Below are 15,951 nucleotides of genomic sequence, written 5' to 3'. Positions count from 1 at the left end.
CAATGAGCGATCTGAAAGTCATCTCCGAACATAAATGCTTCGACGGCGTGCAGGGCTTCTACAGCCACCGCTCCTCCGCCGTGAACGGCGAAATGCGTTTCGCCGTCTATCAGCCGCCGCAGGCCAAGCACGGCAAGGTCCCGGTGCTCACCTACCTCGCCGGACTGACCTGCACCGAGGAAACCTTCGTGATCAAGGCCGGGGCGCAGCGGCTGGCGGCAGAGCTCGGCCTGATGCTGGTCGCGCCGGACACCAGCCCGCGTGGCGCGGGCCTTCCGGGCGAGGACGAGGATTGGGATTTCGGCACCGGAGCCGGCTTCTATCTCGATGCGACCGCAGAGCCCTGGTCGCGGCATTACCGGATGTACAGCTATGTGACCGACGAGCTGCCGAAGCTCGTCGCCGACCGCTTTCCGGCGCAGGCCGATCGGCAAGGGATTTTCGGCCACTCGATGGGCGGCCACGGGGCGCTCGTCTGCGCGCTGAAGAACCCGGACCGCTACCGCTCGCTGTCCGCCTTCGCGCCGATCGCCGCTCCGATGCGCGCGCCCTGGGGCGAGAAGGCCTTCGGCAACTATCTCGGCCCCGACCGCGAGCAATGGCGCGCCTGGGACGCGAGCGAGCTGGTGCGGCAGCGTCCCTTCGGCCGGCCGGTCCTGATCGACCAGGGGACCGCCGACCAGTTCCTCGCCGCGCAGCTCTATCCCGAAGTCTTCGAGACGGCCTGCCGCGAGGCCGGCCAGGAGCTTACGCTGCGCCACCAGCCCGGCTACGACCACGGCTACTACTTCATCTCGACCTTCATGGAGGACCATCTGCGCCACCACGCGGCGCAGCTCGCCGGGTGATTCGTCCGCCTTTGCGGACCTGGAAAAAGGCGTAGACTGGAGGCATGGACGAAGTCGTCTACCATCAGGCGCGGATCGATCGCGCGAAGCTGCGGGCGCTCGCCGTCCGCTCCGACCGGCGCGGCCTGCTGCAGCTCGCGGGGCACGGCGCCGCGCTCGCTGGCACCGCTTGCCTGCTCGGCTACGCTCTCGGCAGTTGGTGGGTGGTTCCGGCGATCGTCCTGCATGGCATCGTGCTGACCTTCCTCTTCGCGCCGCTGCATGAGGCGGTTCACCGGACCGCCTTCGGCAGCCGATGGCTGAACGATGCCGTCGCCTGGGTCTGCGGCGCCTTACTGGTGCTGCCGCCGGACTATTTCCGCTATTTCCACTTCGCCCACCACCGCCACACGCAGGATCCGGCGCGCGACCCGGAACTGGCCTCGCCGAAGCCGGCAACCTTTGGCGGCTGGCTGCTGCATGTCTCCGGGCTGCCCTTCTGGCGGGCGCAGGTCGGCGGGCTGATCCGCCGCGCGCTCGGGCGAACGCCGGAGCCGTTCCTGCCGCCGCGCGCCGCCGCCCGCGTGGTTCGCGAGGCGCGCCTGCTGCTCGCGATCTATGCCGGCATCGCGACCGTCGCGGCGGTTTCCGGTTCAACCGCTCCCCTCATTTACTGGATCGTTCCGGCGCTGGTCGGGCAGCCTTTCCTACGGCTGTTCCTGCTCGCCGAGCATACCGGCTGCCCGCTCTCGGCCGACATGCTCGCCAATACCCGAACGACCCTGACCACGGGCATCGTCCGATTTTTCACCTGGAACATGCCGTTCCACGCCGAGCACCACGCCTTCCCGGCGCTGCCGTTTCATGCCCTCCCCGCCGCGCACCGCGAGGTCCGGCTCGATCTCAAGGTGATCGCTCCCGGCTATCTCGCGGTGAATCGGGAGATCCTGCGGGCGATCGGCGCCAGCGCCTATTCGGCCGACGCCACACCCTCATAGACTCGCGCCCGAAAGGCGGCGGCGAGACGCTCCGCATCGGGCGCCAGGGGCCGCGCCGCGGCGACCGGCGGGAAATGATCGCGGATCTCGGTCAGAAGGTCGCGCAGCGCCGGGGGCGCCGGACGGTCGGTCGCGAACAGCGCCTGGGATGCGATGGCGCCCAAGGTTGCAAGCGATGCATCGAGGCACCATCCCGCCCGCTCCTGACCGCGCCAGGCGAGAAAGGTCGGCGGCGCAACGTCGTTCTGACCGAAGCCGCCGCCTTCGCTGCCCGGCAGGAAGGTCCGCTGCGCCGCCCGGCGCGCCTCCTCGGCATAGCCGACCTGGGCCATCGCCAGACAGCCGAGATAGCCGTCGCCGGCCAGAAGCTGGTCGGGGAGCAGCGAGTACCGTCCGTCGAGCAGCTTGGCCGCATGACGATCGGCGATCAGGCAGAGGTCGGCCGCGACTGCCGCCAGATCGTCGAGCGCCGGATAGGCCTTGCCGTTATGATAGCCGCCGTTGCTGTAGACCCGGCCGTTCGGATGATCGGCGTCGGGTGGAAGGAACACCGGATTGTCCGTCACCGACTTCAGCGAGATCGCCGCCACCTCGGTCGCGGCGGCGAGCGCCCGCCGGGCCTGCCCCAGCACACGCGGCAGAATGCGATAGCTGACCGGAGCCTGATAGGGGCGCCGCTCCGCGCTGCCGCCCGCCATCCATCCGCGCAGGCTGCGAAGCGCGGCCGTCTCGTGCGGGTCTTCCCAAAGCGTTTCGAACTCCGCGGCATAGGCTTCCAGCGGCGCCCGAATCGCCTCCGCCGACAAGGCGAGGACCTGCTCGACGAGGTCCAGCCGGTGCCGCATGGCCAGGGCCGCGTCTGCGATCAGCGCACTGGCCGAGGGCGAGCCGTTGATCAGCGCCAGGCTTTCCTTCTCGCCGAGATCGAACCGCGCCGCGAGACCGGCGAACAACGGGCCCAGGCTGAGGATCTCGCCCGCCCCGCCCTGCCCGGCCATCGAGACGGCGGGTAGCGCCGCCTCGTCCAGCAGGCCGGCGACCGCCTCGGCCAGTGGCGGCGATATAGCGGCGTGACCCTCGACATAGTTCGCCAGCCGCGCGAAGACGATCCCGCGCGTCACGCGTCGCGGCAAAGGCGGGCCGAAGGCGACGATCGTGGCCACCGGCGGCCGCGCGGCGTGTTGCCGGCGCGCTTCGGGATCGAGGCGGCGGCTCGCCTGCTGGCCGTAGCCCGTCGTCACGCCATAGATCACCGGCGCCGGATCGGTATCGATCAGGCGCAGGAACGCGGCGCGGCTGGCCGCCATCCGGGCCAACGCCTCGGAACTGAAGCGGACGCGCCCATCACGCCAAGCGACGCGGTGAAAATTCTCTAGGGTGAAATCGGCGCGGGAGGCGAGCGACAGCGGCATCGCAAACGCTTAGCGCAACACCGGCGCGGCGGTCAACGGAGGACGCCCCGGGTGGCCGTCGGCACAGCTCGGCTTCCGATCGGGTTAGGGCTGGCTAGCCGCCGAAGACTTGACGCAGCACCGATTTATTAAGACCAGCGGGCCGATGGCGGGCTCCACCGAATCGCGGCCTCGCCTTTTGATGGCAAGACCTTGCATCTTCATTCCGGGAGACGTCCGCTAGTCCAGATTTCGCGCCGATATGGTTAAGGAATACTTTGCTATGACCCACCGCTTCGCTACCGGCACCGAATGCGAAGCTTGCATTTCTTTGGAAGGCCGCTCAATGTATGAAATTGTTGTCCACAGCGGATGCACTCGGGATGGACCTCATAGCCGGAGAAGCTTGCAGTCCGTCGAGACGCGGTCGAGAGGTACGCCGCAGGGGGGACGTCTCTAGCCCAGTAGAGTGAGCGTAATGTACGAACGACAGAATTCCGGAGGACCCGGTGGTGGTCCGTCCTCGGAGCTTCGGGGAACGGTGAAGTGGTTCAATCCCGAGAAGGGGTTTGGGTTTGTTTCGCCATCGGACGGCTCGCCCGATGTGTTTCTTCACATCTCCGCTCTGAAGGAGGCGGGGCTTCAGGATGCTCCTGAAGGCTCGTCGATTCATTGTGAGGTCGGCCAAGGTCGAAAAGGCATCCAGGTGCTGCGCGTGATCGAGCTCGATACGAGCACGGCGACCCCGCGTGCGGCGAAGCCACGCCGGTCCTTCCAGCCGCGCGAGTATGACCGCTGATTGATCAGCCTCGACCCCGGCCGGATTGATCCGGCCGGCTTTTGCGGCTGAGTTCGGCTTCGACGATCGCGGATCGGGCGGCGGGCATCGAGAGATGCCCGCTTTCCGTGGCCGGGCTTATCGTCTCGACCACTCCGTGTGCCCTCAGGGCCTCGCGCTTCTTCCTGCTCGGCCGCCCCGATGCTTCCCGCCCCGGCCATTGCCTGACGCTCGCCAATCGTGATAACTGCCAACCCTTAGGCGTGTCTCTTGGGCGTATCCCTTGACGCTCCGAGTGAATTGCCAGCACGGTCGGAGAGACAATGACTGTTGACAGGCGAGCCTTCCGCGACGCCCTCGGCTGTTTCGCCACCGGCGTGACGGTTGCCACCTCGACAACCCCGAAGGGCGAGCTGCACGGCATCACCGCGAACTCCTTCAACTCCGTGTCCCTGAACCCGCCTTTGGTGCTGTTCAGCATGGACCGCAGCGCCTACAGCCTGAAGGCGTTCGAGGAGAGCGGTTGCTTCGCCATCAATATCCTGCGCGACGACCAGATATCTCTGTCTTCGACCTTCGCCCAGGCGCTGGCGGACAAGTGGGACGGCATCGCATATGAGATCTGGGAGACCGGCTGCCCGATTCTGACGGACGCCCTCGCGAGTTTCGATTGCAGGACCCATTCCATTCACGACGGCGGTGATCACTTGATCTTCGTCGGGCGGGTGCTGCGGCACCGGTCACAGGACGAAGGCCAGCCGCTCCTCTACTTCCGGGGCACCTACCACCACATCGGCTGACGTGCAACCGCGGGCGGCCCTGTCCGGATCAGCTTGCGCCGTTTTCAAGCTATCCTGTACGCTTCCACGCAAAAGAGCAGACCTCTCGCTCGCACCTGCCGCGCATGCAAGCTTTCCGTCTCCGAACGAGATCCAAACCGCAGCGAGGCCCAGATGAATCAAGTCAAGAAATGGGGTGCGGAGGAGTTCTGGGGTCTCGGCTTCGAGTTTGATCCCCAGTGGCTCCTGACCGACGAACAGAAGGAACTGCAGGCGAAGCTGATCGAGTTGGCGCGCACCACGCTGCGCGACAACGCGATCCAGTCGGACAAGAAGCTCCTGTTCCCCCGCAAGAACTTCGAGGCGCTGTCGAAGCTCGGACTGCTCGGCCTTCTCGTGCCGAAGGAGCTCGGCGGCCTCGGCCAGAACCATGTCTGCGCCGCGATGGTCGTCGAGACGATCGCCCGCTACGGCTGCCCTTCGACGGCGATGTGCTACACGATGCATACAGGCGCCGTCGCTGCCGCGCTGTTGCGCCACCACGGCAACGACACGCTCAAGGATATCCTGCGTCGGGTCGACAGGGACGTGCTGATCGGCACCCTCTCCTACTCCGACCCGGAAACCGGCTCGCATTTTTGGTATCCGATCTCCTCCGGCGCCGAGAAGGTGGACGGCGGCTACAAGGTGCGCAAGAAGGCATCCTGGACCACCTCCGGCGGCTTCGCCGACTGGTACGTGATCCAGACGACGAGCCCCGATTTCGGCGGCAATTATTCCGACCTCACCTGCTGGCTGGTGACGAAGGACGAGGTCAAGGCGGAACCCTCGAAGTGGGACGGCCTCGGCCTGCGCGGCAATCAGTCGGGCACACTCGAGGTCGACGATGTCGTGCTCTCCGCCGACCGCATGGTCGGCCCAAAGGGCGACGGCGCCAGCTCGAACGACGAGGCGGTGGACCCGTTCTTCCTGCTCTGCTCCTCTTCCTGCTGGAACGGCATCTCGCTCGGCATGATCGACATCGCCAAGGGCCACACCACCAAGAAGAAGCATGTCGACGTCGGCATGCGGGTCTGCGACTACCCGACCATCCAGGACTATGTCGGCGAAGCGATCATCGATACGAATGCGAGCCGCGCCCTGGTCTTCCAGATGGCCAAGGCGATGGACCAGCTCACCAACGACTGCGACTGGTCGATCCACGAGGACGTGAGCAAGCTGCCGCGCGCGCAAGTGCTGCATTGGATGTGGCAGGTGAAGTTCAAGGCGGCCAAGACCGTGACGCAAGTCTCGGACAAGATGCTGCATGCCTGCGGCGGCACCGGCTACAAGCCGGGACTGGGTATCGAGCGGCTTCTGCGTGACGGCAAGGCTGGCTGGGTGATGGGCCCGACCAACGAGGTGCTGCGTCAGTTCGTCGGCAAGTCTGCGCTTTTGGGGTTCGCCTCGCTCGACTATTGGAACCAGGCGGTGAACGAGCGGGTGCTCACCAACGAGATCAAGAAGCTGGACCCCGCCGCCAAGCGCCAGCTTGCCGAGAGGCTGGTGGCCGAGGCTTCGGGCAAGGCTGCGGAGTAGAGTCGGCGTTCATTGCCACCCCACTGTCACGGCGACTTTGTTAAAAGATGCTCATTGCCCCTCGAGTATGGGCAATGAATGCAAGGACAAGCCATCAGGCCTTCGGCACCCCTCACTATGAGGTCAGCAGACATGCCGACACCCACAAGCAGTGGACCCTGGAGTTCAGTCTCGAATACGGGGATGATGCATACCGACGCGCTTCTGGAAGGCACCAAGTGGGGCTATGACACCCCAGGCGATACCCTGGGCGATGCCACCACTATCACCTACAGCTTCCCGGACCGGGTCAGCGCTTGGGATCCGCTCTATTATGGCGGCGAGCCGAATGCCGGCTACGCTCTGTCGGACAGCCAGCGCTCCGCCTTCAAGGACGCTCTGCAGTCCTGGGCCGACGTCGCCGATATCGACTTCGCCGAGACCGCGGACTCGCAGACATCGGTCGGCGATATTCGCGCCGCGATGACCGAATTCGAATCGGCGCCGGCTCATGCCTATGCGCCCGGCCCCCATCCCGAAGCCGGCGACATCTGGCTGAACGTCTCCGCTCCGTCGAATGAAAATACAGCGCCAGGCGATTTCGGTTTTTTTACGCTGGTGCATGAAATCGGCCACGCGATCGGCCTTAAGCATCCGTTCGAGAACGGGACGATCCTCCCACCCGAAGAAGACAGCCGACAATTCACGATCATGTCCCATGACCCGCATCCAACGGCGACGACCGAAGCGTCGGGGCCGATGCTCTACGACATTGCGGCGGCTCAATATCTTTATGGCCCGAACAGGTCGTTTCATGCGGGCGACGACGTTTATCGTTTGAGCGCGTCGCGAGAGCAGGTCCACACGATATGGGACGCCGGCGGTACCGACGGGATCGACGCGTCGAACCAGAGACTCGCCGTATCCGTCGACCTTGAGGCCGGCCACTTCAGTTCCATCGGGGTAAGGAGCGACGGCCAACCCGCCATCGACAATCTGGCGATTGCCTATGGCGTCACGATCGAGAACGCGTTCGGCGGTACTGGTGACGACCGGATCATTGGAAACGATGCGGCCAACCGGCTCTCCGGCAACGCCGGCGACGACGTTTTGATCGGCGGCGGCGGTACCGACAGCTTCATCTTTGACAGCCTTGATTTCGGCAATGACGTGATCGAGGACTTTCAGCCGGGCGTGACGAGCGACGAAACACTGGATTTTCGCGGTCTCGGTCTTAGCGCGTCCGACGTCACCTTGACCGACGCGAACGGCACGGGCGACAGCCAAATCACCGTCGACGAGTCGAGCGACAGCATCGTCCTGCTCGGCGTTCAATCGTCCGAGATAAAGGGCGACGATATTCTCCTGGCCTGACGGGCTCGCAGGACGAGGATAAGGCCGGGCTCCCGCCCGGCCTTAGTCCTTAGAGCACGAGCCGATCAGGTTGATCCAACCTGATCGGTAAATCGTTCTCTAACTCCAATGACTAGAGGCTGATTCACCGATCACATCGGCTCGATGTGATCGGATCAGACTCCAGCTCAGCCGGCGCGACGTTGGTCCGATACAGGAGTCTGCAGGTAGGACTCCAGAGAGTCATCAAGCGCTTCGAGCCACGTCGTGTGGTGCTTCGGCGCCATGGTGCCGGTCATCAGCGAGCGATAGGCATTGTCGCGGAAGCCCATGATGTTTTCCATCTTGTGGTGCTCCCATTCCATGAAGGTCTCGTTGACCTTCTCGATATCGAAGTTCGGATAATCGGTCTGGTCGATCAATTCCTTGGTGTAGTCGCCCTGGAACCAGATCATCTGCTCGGCGTCTTCCAGCGTCTCCTCGCGGTCGCGCCATTTCTGGCTGTGGGCCGCCATCTCCTCGGCCGAGGGCAGCGTGATCCGCCCCATCATGACGTCGCGCGCGTACCACGCCTGCGCGTCGAACATGTTGAAGGTATAGAACTGGTCCTGCATGCCGATATAGAAGAGCTTCGGGTTGGCCTCCCACACGACGCCCTGATAGAGCCCCAGCGGCCACAGGCGGTTTTCCGTCTTCAGCCGCAGATCATCGGTCAGGAACGGGAAGTGGTGCAGATAGCCCGTGCAGAGGATGATGGCGTCGACATCCTTCGTCGAGCCGTCCTTGAAATGACAGGTGTTGCCTTCGACGCGCGTCAGCAGCGGGACTTCCTTCCAGTTCTCCGGCCACTTGAAGCCCATCGGCTTGCTGCGGTAGCTGGTGGTGATCGATTTGGCGCCATATTTGTAGCACTGCGAACCGATATCTTCGGCCGAGTAGCTGCGCCCTATGATCAAAATGTCCTTGCCTTTGAATTCCAGCGCATCGCGAAAATCGTGCGAGTGAAGGATGCGGCCGTTGAACGTCGAGAAACCCTCGAAATAAGGCGTGTTGGGCGTCGAGAAATGACCCGAGGCGACGACGACATGATCGAACTCCTCGGAATAGGTGGCATCGTTGGTTCGGTCATGCGCCGTGACCGTGAATTTGCCGCTCTCATCGGAATAGGTCACCATGCGCACCGGGCTGTTGAACCTTACCCATTTGCGCACGCCGCACTTCTCGACACGGCCTTTGATGTAATCCCAGAGAACCGCGCGCGGCGGGTAGGAGCCGATCGGCCGGCCGAAATGCTCCTCGAACGTATAGTCGGCGAATTCAAGGCACTCCTTTGGGCCGTTCGACCAGAGATATCGGTACATGCTGCCATGGACCGGATCGCCATGTTCGTCGATGCCCGTGCGCCAGGTGTAGTTCCATAGGCCGCCCCAGTCGGACTGTTTTTCGAAGCAGACGATCTCGGGGATTTCCGCACCCTTGTCAGCGGCCGATTGAAAGGCCCTGAGCTGGGCAAGGCCGGACGGTCCGGCTCCGATAACAGCAACGCGCTTCTTCATCTGTGTTCCTCCAAGATTTTTTTGTGGCGAAAGAAATATGACGGACGACGATATTCTCCTGACGTGACGGAATAACTCCAAACTGTGACCGCACTCACGACCGTGGCTTCAGCTTCTCCGGGTCGTAGAAGGGGAAGCGCACAACGGTCGCCGGGATGCGTTTCTGATGACCGTCGATCTTGCCGACCTCGACCTCTGTGCCGATCTCGGCATGGGCCAGGTCCATACGGCAGAGCGCGATGTTCTTCTTCAGGATCGGTGAGCGGGTGCCGCTGGTCACCACACCAACCTGCGCCCGGCCGATATGGACGCAGTCGCCATGCGCCGCCGGCTCGTTCCCTTCGAGCTCCAGCCCAACCAGCTTCTTCTGCGGATGCTCCTTGCGCCGGACCAGCGCCTCGCGGCCGACGAACTCCTCGTTGCCCTTCAACGCCACGGCGAAGCCGATGCCGGCCTCGAACGGGTCGGTCTGGTCGTCGAACTCGTAGTTAGCGAAGATCAGGCCCGACTCGATCCGCAGCATGTCGAGCGCCTCGAGCCCGAGCGGCGCCAGCCCGTGCGGCTTGCCCGCCTCCCACACCGCGTCCCAGACGGAGAGCGCGTCTTTCGGATGGCAGAACACCTCATAGCCGAGCTCGCCGGTGTAGCCGGTGCGCGACACCAGCACCGGCGCGCCGTTGAAGTCGCCGATGCGGCCGATCGTGAAGTGGAACCACGCCACCTCGTCGAGCGCCGGCTGGGCCGGCGGGGTCCAGATCACCTGCTTCAGGATCTCGCGACTCTTCGGCCCCTGCACGGCGATGTTGTGGAGCTGATCCGTGGACGACTTCACCCAAGCCCTGAGGCCGTGCGTCTCGGCCAACTCGCGCAGCCATTTGCCGCCATATTCGTCGCCGCCGATCCAGCGGAAATTGTCAGGCCCGAGGCGGAAGACCGTGCCGTCATCGAGCATGCCGCCATGCTCGTAGCACATCGCCGTATAGACCACCTGCCCGACCGACAGCCGCCGGATATTGCGCGTGCAGGCGAGTTGCATCAGGTTCTCCGCGTCGGGGCCCAGCACCTCGAACTTGCGCAAGGGGCTGAGGTCCATCACCACCGCCGCCTCGCGGCAGGCGTGATACTCCTCGATCGCGCCGTAATTGTTGAACTTGGTCGGCAGCCAGAAGCCGCGATACTCGACGAAATTGCGCGTGAGGGCCGACGTCCGCGGGTGGAACGCCGTCTCACGGGTCAGCTGGGGATCAGCATCCGGGCTCATTCTATAGGCCACCGCTTTCGAGAAGGTGTTGTCGGCCGGATAAATACGAACATGAATATCGGTCGGATTCCAGCCATTTGCCGCATCGATGTCGTCGGGGCAGGCCGACGAGGCGCAGACCAGATCGGTCAGCGCCCGCAGCAGCACGTAATCGCCCGGCCGCGACCACGGCTCGTCGAGAAAGAGGACGTTATGCGCGTCTATACCGGTGTTGTAGAAAAAATTGATCGCCGGCCAGCCCTTGCGCTCGGCAACGCCATAGCCCTCTAGCTGACGGTTGAAATTTTCCGTGCAGTTGACATGGCCCGGATAGCCCATGTCGTCGTAATATTTCGCCGTGCAGGCGAGCGCGAAGCTGTCATGGCGGCCAACCGTGTCGCGCACCACCTCGACCAGCGGCTGCATGTCCGCGTCGAAGAATTTCGAGAACAGGCCGGGCGCCGGATAGGCGCTTGCCATCAGCGTGCGCGTCGTCAGATTGTCGAGCCCGCGCTCGACCCCGCGCTCGAGCTGGCGCGCGTTGAAGGCGAGGAAGTCCGAGCATTGCCGCCCGGCGACGTCGAGAATCTGGATATACTCGCCGGCTTTGACCTCATAGGCGCGCGCGGAAGAGTTGCCGATCCGCAGTTCGTCGCGCAGGTCGGCGAGCGGCGCCGGCAGTGGCGGCTCGATCAGCGGCGTGACCCGCGCCCGGCGGATCATCACCGTCAGGTCGGTCGGCGGGTTCTGGGCATCGACGAGCATCGGGCCGCCCGGCGCATGGACGATGCAGATGACCTCACGCTCGGCCTGGGCCTTGACCGCCTCGCCCGGCAGGGAGTCGCCGGTGAAGAGATGCGCCGCCTTGGCGATCTCGGCCGGCAGGCCGCGCGCCCGCAGTGCCGCACCGACGGTCCGCGCATCCTCACCACCGCTGGAGAGCAGCCGGTTGATGCCCGGCGAGCCGGCGCTCGCCCGCAGGTTCAGCGCCGCCAGATCCTCCCGGCCGTCAGGCGCGAATGCCGCAACCTCGCAGCGCTGCCGCCCCTCGCGGTCAATGATCGTGATCTCGTCGCCCGGCCAGAGCTGAACCACGATGGCGCCGGCGCCGCGGACAGGATAGCGCTCGACCCCCGGCTTGAAGACCGGCAGGCCCGGCTCCAGCAGGCGCGGGCGAACCGCGGCGAGGTTGGGATTGGCACTCATCGGATCGCCTCTCTGGCTAGGACGTGGCAGATCGGGGTGAGGGTTGGGATCAAACCCAAAGGGCTGAATCCCGAGGACTAAACCTTATGCGCTGGATCCGCATACCGAATCGACAAAATTTCCAATTCCATGTCGCCGGCGGGCCGTTTCCAGACCACAGTGTCGCCAACCGCCGCGCCCATCATCGCGCGCGCCAGGGGCGAAACCCAGCTGATTTTGCCCGCGGGGACATCGGCCTCGTCCTCGCCGACGATGGTGAAGTCCCGCTCGTTGTCGTTCTCGTCGACCGTCTTCACGGTCGCGCCGAAGCTGACCTCGTCGGCCGGCTGGCCCGCCGGGTCGATCAGAATCGCCCTGTCGACGCGTTCCTGCACATAGCGCAGGTCGCGCTCGACATGCTTCAGCGTCTCCTTGTTCAACAACTCGTCCGAATGCTCGGCGAGCCTCCGCCGTTGTTCCTGCAACTCATGCAGTTGGGCCTGCAGGCCCGCGAGCCCGTTCGGCGTGACGTAGTTCGGATACCGACTCTGCGGCCGTTCCGGCAACTCATCGCCGATTTGATCGCCGTCCGTCTCTTTCACGAATGCACGACTCATCTCTTCGGTCTCCCGTTCTTGCCGCGGGTCCGATCAGCATAAGACGAGACCGGCGGTCGATGATAGACCGTTGTTGGCGACCGCAGGATCGGGTTAGATCTTCCCGAACAAGATCGGTCGCATTCGCGGCCTCCTCGAATCAGGCTTTGCCGACTGACCGGGTCAAGCATGTTGCAATCCTATGATGCCGTCATCATCGGCGGTGGCGTTGTGGGCAGCGCCGTCGCATATTTCCTTGCCGGTCAGACCGACTTTCAAGGCTCCATCCTGGTCGTCGAGCGGGACCCGACCTATGGCGAGGCGGCGACGGGCCGTTCGGCCGGCGGTATCCGCCAGCAGTTCTCGACGCCCGAGAACATCCGGATGTCGAGCTTCGGCGCGGCCTTCCTCAAATCCATCGGCGATCACCTCGCCGTGGACGGCGAAGCGCCGGAGGTATCCTTCGTCGAAGCCGGCTATCTGTTCCTGGCGACCGAGGCGGGCCTGCCGGTGCTGACCGGGAACCATGCCGTCCAGACCTCGCTGGGCGCGCAGGTGGCGCTGCTGTCGCCTGCCGAGCTGCGGCAGCATTTCCCCTGGCTGAACGTCGAGGATCTGGCCGGTGGATCGCTCGGCCTCGCCGACGAGGGCTGGCTCGACCCCTACGCGCTGCTCCAGGCCTTTCGCAGGAAGGCCCGATCTCTCGGGGTGGACTATGTGAAGGACGAGGTCGTCGGTCTCGACCGCGAGGATGGGCGGATCACGGGCGTACGCCTCGGCGAGGCCGGCAGGATCGGCTGCGCCGCGGTCGTCAACGCCGCTGGTTTCAGGGCAGCGGATGTCGCGCGCCTGGCCGGCCTCGAACTGCCGGTGCGGCCACGCAAGCGCTTCGTCTATGTCTTCGATTGCCGGACCGAAATTTCCGGCGCGCCGCTGCTGATCGACCCGAGCGGCGTCTATTTCCGGCCTGAAGGCGCTGGTTTCATCTGCGGCGTCTCTCCGCCGGAAACGGCGGACGCCGATTGCCTCGATTTCGAGATCGACTATGCGCCGTTCGAGGAGATCATCTGGCCGACGCTCGCGCACCGGGTGCCTGCCTTCGAGGCGATCAAGCTGGTTCGCGCCTGGGCCGGCCACTACGACTACAATATGCTCGACCAGAACGCGATCCTCGGCCCTCACCCGGAGGTCGGGAACTTCTTCTTCGCGAACGGATTCAGCGGCCATGGCCTGCAGCAATCGCCGGCCGTCGGCCGGGCAATCAGCGAGTTGATCGTCTATGGCGCCTATCGCACGCTCGATCTACGGCGATTCGCCTATGACCGAATCCTTACCGGCGAGCCGATCCGCGAACTCAATGTCGTGTGACATCAATATCGTGTGACGAGGATCGTGTGACGGGGGCGGATGACGCCCCCTGCCCCATCTCGGCCCCAAGTTTCTCACGGAACCATCGACGCCGGATTTGTCTTTACTCTGTTCGTGGCATTGTCACCGGAGCGCGGCCGTCCTGTGCCTGCTCCGGTGCCCTCGCTTGAAGAGATGAAAGGACAGATTGATGACACTACGTATCGCAGCACTTTCTGCCGGTGCGCTTCTGGCTGGTTTTCTGGTGATCGGCGCCGTGCCTTCCATTCAGGCGCAAACCACCGAGACTCAGCCCCCGGCGACAAGCGCTGAAACGGCCTACAGCCAGCAGGACCTCGAGTCCTTCGTCGCCGCGACGGAAAAAGTGAACGAGATCGGGCAGAAATGGAGCTCGCAGATCGAAGGCGCCGAGGACGAGACGACCGCTATGCAGCTGCGCAGCCAAGCCAACGCCGAAATGGCTGCCGCCGTTCAGGAGGAGGGGCTGACCCCGGAGCGGTACCGAGAGATCTACCAGGCTGCCATGGCCGACCCGGAACTGAACAACCGGCTGGCGCAGATTTACCGGGACGCCCAGTAAGAGGCATTTCGTAAAGAGGCAGGCGCGGATCCTCTCTCCGGCTTCGCCGGCGTACCGGGGAATCATAGTTCGAGGGATTATGTATGGACGGCCGATCTTCTCCGGTCGGTCAGCCCCGGTCCATCTGCCCCGGATTCCGAGGTGCCGCGGGCGAAGCCCGCGAGAGGGCCCACGAGTGGGAAGGATCTCAATTACTTCCCTTTCGTGGATTTTTGCGCATGATGGCGAGGCAACCTCTATCGTCACTGCAGGACCCCGCCATGGCAAACACCGCCCTGATCTCAATTATCTGCGAAGACCGCGCCGGCCTGATCTCGGCCATAACGGCGCGGCTTTTCGATCTCGGCGCCAACCTCGGCGATACTACCTTCGCGGTTCTCGGCAGCGGCGCGGAGTTCACCACGGTCTGCGAACTGCCCACGGATGTCCCGCTCGAGACCGTCGAAGGGGACATGCGCGGCCTGCCCGAACTGAAGGGCGCCAAGCTGACGGTTTCCCCCTTCTCCTATGAATCGGTGCATGGACCGTCCGCCGAGATCACGCATCGGATCGAGATCCACGGCGAAGACAGCCCTGGCCTGATCGCACGCCTTAGCGAAGTCTTCGTCGAGTTCGGCGCCAACATCGTCCGGCTGAATTCGAGCCGGGTTCCAGCCGTCGGCGGTGCCAAATACGTTCTGCGCCTGGCGGTCTGGATCCCTGAGGCAAAGGTCGAGACATGCCTCGCCACCGTCGCAAACACCGCCGGCGAGCTGAAGCTCACCTGTCGCTGGGCGGCGGTTTGAAAATGCGCTGACCGGCCGACCGGACCGGCCCTCCAATGAAAAGAGGGCCGCCCGAAGGCGGCCCTCCCGGAAAGCGTCAGCGGGTCGAGCGACCCCGGCCGAAGCTGAGGCGGTCTCCGCCGACGTTCAGATGAGACACGGGATCACCTCCTTTCGTTGTTGATGGGACAGCCCAAAGATAGGCGCGGGGGCACCGCCTTGCAACAGGAGCGGTGTCGCCGACGAGCTTTGGACGCTTCGGGGATATTATTCAATGCCATGCCCGGACTTGACCCGGGTATCGATGGATCATGAGGCAGGGCTCTCGCCCGGTTTCCTGGATTGCCGGGTCGAGCCCGGCAATGACGAGATGGAAGCTTCTCGGAACCCACTCGCAAACGGTTCCAGATCGCTCAATAGGGAATCAGAGCGCCGGACATTGCAGGTTGGCCTGCGCGCGCTCGACTTCGAGCTTGAACATCGGCCGGGTCGTGCATTTTTCGTTATAAGTTGCCACCCGCGCATTCAGCCGCTCGATACTCGCCTGTTGTGACTGGCGGATATCATTTCGCAGCAAATCCCGCAGCATTTGCTGCCGTGCCACGAGTTGCTGCAGGCTCTTGACCGCTTCCGGATTGCCGACGTCCACGACAACCCGGTTCCGCTCGATCTGCTGATCGATCTGGCTCAACTCCGCCTTGCGTTCTTGTCGAAGCGCACCCTGAAGCTCGGTTTCCCGGCGAAGCTCATCAATCTCCTGCTGCAGACACAAACAAGCGCTCACTTCCTCGGCGGACAGCGCTGGCCCGCTTTCATCCGATTGGGCCAACGCGGCCGATACATGGCCGAGGGCCGAAAGCAATACCGCAGCGTAAATCGCCGAGCGCAGGCTACGGCGCAGACTTTTCCCCATTCACCAATCTCCCTTGAGCCGCCTGTTTCAACGACCCCTCTGGACGAGTGGTTCCATTCTAGGAAT

The 15,951-nt window shown here is 64.1% G+C and carries 14 protein-coding genes; 9 read left to right on the top strand and 5 right to left on the bottom strand.

Going from position 1 to position 15,951, the window contains the following annotated elements; all coding sequences use genetic code 11:
• Nucleotides 1–2 precede the first annotated feature (2 nt).
• Entirely contained in the window at nucleotides 3–848 is an 846-nt protein-coding gene (gene fghA / locus DT069_RS01205) for an S-formylglutathione hydrolase (protein WP_119458862.1), read from the top strand.
• 44 nt (nucleotides 849–892) lie between these two features.
• Nucleotides 893–1,825: a fatty acid desaturase family protein gene (locus tag DT069_RS01200; protein WP_119458437.1), complete on the top strand. Its 933-nt coding sequence runs from the start codon at nucleotides 893–895 to the stop codon at nucleotides 1,823–1,825.
• Here DT069_RS01200 and DT069_RS01195 read toward each other — a convergent pair.
• Nucleotides 1,798–3,237 carry an aromatic amino acid lyase gene (locus DT069_RS01195; protein ID WP_119458436.1) on the bottom strand — a complete coding sequence of 480 codons (1,440 nt, stop codon included), beginning with the start codon at nucleotides 3,235–3,237 and terminating at the stop codon, nucleotides 1,798–1,800. The two genes, DT069_RS01200 and DT069_RS01195, sit on opposite strands and share 28 nt — an antisense overlap.
• 457 nt (nucleotides 3,238–3,694) lie before the next feature.
• Between DT069_RS01195 and DT069_RS01190 the strand changes: the two genes are divergently transcribed.
• From DT069_RS01190 to DT069_RS01175, 4 genes are all read left to right on the top strand, one after another.
• Nucleotides 3,695–4,015 (top strand): cold-shock protein, encoded by a 321-nt coding sequence (locus DT069_RS01190; protein ID WP_119458435.1) that lies wholly within the window; start codon nucleotides 3,695–3,697, stop codon nucleotides 4,013–4,015.
• A 302-nt stretch (nucleotides 4,016–4,317) separates the two neighbouring features.
• Nucleotides 4,318–4,794 (top strand): flavin reductase family protein, encoded by a 477-nt coding sequence (locus tag DT069_RS01185; protein ID WP_119458434.1) that lies wholly within the window; start codon nucleotides 4,318–4,320, stop codon nucleotides 4,792–4,794.
• Nucleotides 4,795–4,947: 153 nt separating this feature from the next.
• Nucleotides 4,948–6,351: an acyl-CoA dehydrogenase family protein gene (locus DT069_RS01180; RefSeq protein WP_119458433.1), complete on the top strand. Its 1,404-nt coding sequence runs from the start codon at nucleotides 4,948–4,950 to the stop codon at nucleotides 6,349–6,351.
• 183 nt (nucleotides 6,352–6,534) lie between these two features.
• Nucleotides 6,535–7,704, top strand: a complete 1,170-nt coding sequence (locus DT069_RS01175; protein ID WP_162912903.1) for a M10 family metallopeptidase — start codon at nucleotides 6,535–6,537, stop codon at nucleotides 7,702–7,704.
• A gap of 167 nt (nucleotides 7,705–7,871) precedes the next feature.
• Here DT069_RS01175 and DT069_RS01170 read toward each other — a convergent pair whose 3' ends face one another.
• The 3 genes from DT069_RS01170 to DT069_RS01160 form a co-directional block, all read right to left on the bottom strand.
• Nucleotides 7,872–9,239, bottom strand: a complete 1,368-nt coding sequence (locus DT069_RS01170) for an NAD(P)-binding domain-containing protein (RefSeq protein ID WP_119458431.1) — start codon at nucleotides 9,237–9,239, stop codon at nucleotides 7,872–7,874.
• A gap of 94 nt (nucleotides 9,240–9,333) precedes the next feature.
• On the bottom strand, nucleotides 9,334–11,685 hold the full coding sequence (locus DT069_RS01165; RefSeq protein WP_119458430.1) for a trimethylamine N-oxide demethylase: 2,352 nt from the start codon (nucleotides 11,683–11,685) through the stop codon (nucleotides 9,334–9,336).
• A 77-nt stretch (nucleotides 11,686–11,762) separates the two neighbouring features.
• On the bottom strand, nucleotides 11,763–12,281 hold the full coding sequence (locus tag DT069_RS01160; RefSeq protein WP_119458429.1) for a GreA/GreB family elongation factor: 519 nt from the start codon (nucleotides 12,279–12,281) through the stop codon (nucleotides 11,763–11,765).
• Nucleotides 12,282–12,449: 168 nt separating this feature from the next.
• Here DT069_RS01160 and DT069_RS01155 point away from each other — a divergent pair, with 168 nt between their 5' ends.
• From DT069_RS01155 to DT069_RS01145, 3 genes are all read left to right on the top strand, one after another.
• A complete protein-coding gene (locus tag DT069_RS01155) occupies nucleotides 12,450–13,628 on the top strand; it encodes an NAD(P)/FAD-dependent oxidoreductase (RefSeq protein WP_119458428.1) in 1,179 nt (392 codons plus the stop codon).
• Between the two features lie 190 nt (nucleotides 13,629–13,818).
• Nucleotides 13,819–14,208 (top strand): DUF4168 domain-containing protein, encoded by a 390-nt coding sequence (locus DT069_RS01150; RefSeq protein WP_119458427.1) that lies wholly within the window; start codon nucleotides 13,819–13,821, stop codon nucleotides 14,206–14,208.
• Nucleotides 14,209–14,468: 260 nt separating this feature from the next.
• The gene (locus DT069_RS01145; RefSeq protein ID WP_119458426.1) at nucleotides 14,469–14,993 is read left to right on the top strand and encodes a glycine cleavage system transcriptional repressor; all 525 of its coding nucleotides are present in this window, start codon (nucleotides 14,469–14,471) and stop codon (nucleotides 14,991–14,993) included.
• A gap of 403 nt (nucleotides 14,994–15,396) precedes the next feature.
• Here DT069_RS01145 and DT069_RS01140 read toward each other — a convergent pair whose 3' ends face one another.
• Nucleotides 15,397–15,885 carry a hypothetical protein gene (locus tag DT069_RS01140; RefSeq protein WP_119458425.1) on the bottom strand — a complete coding sequence of 163 codons (489 nt, stop codon included), beginning with the start codon at nucleotides 15,883–15,885 and terminating at the stop codon, nucleotides 15,397–15,399.
• Between the last annotated feature and the right edge of the window lie 66 nt (nucleotides 15,886–15,951).

The sequence above is a fragment of the Virgifigura deserti genome (genome assembly GCA_003576685.1).
GTDB lineage: Bacteria > Pseudomonadota > Alphaproteobacteria > Dongiales > Dongiaceae > Virgifigura > Virgifigura deserti.
This window is presented reverse-complemented; position numbering and strand designations above follow the sequence as displayed.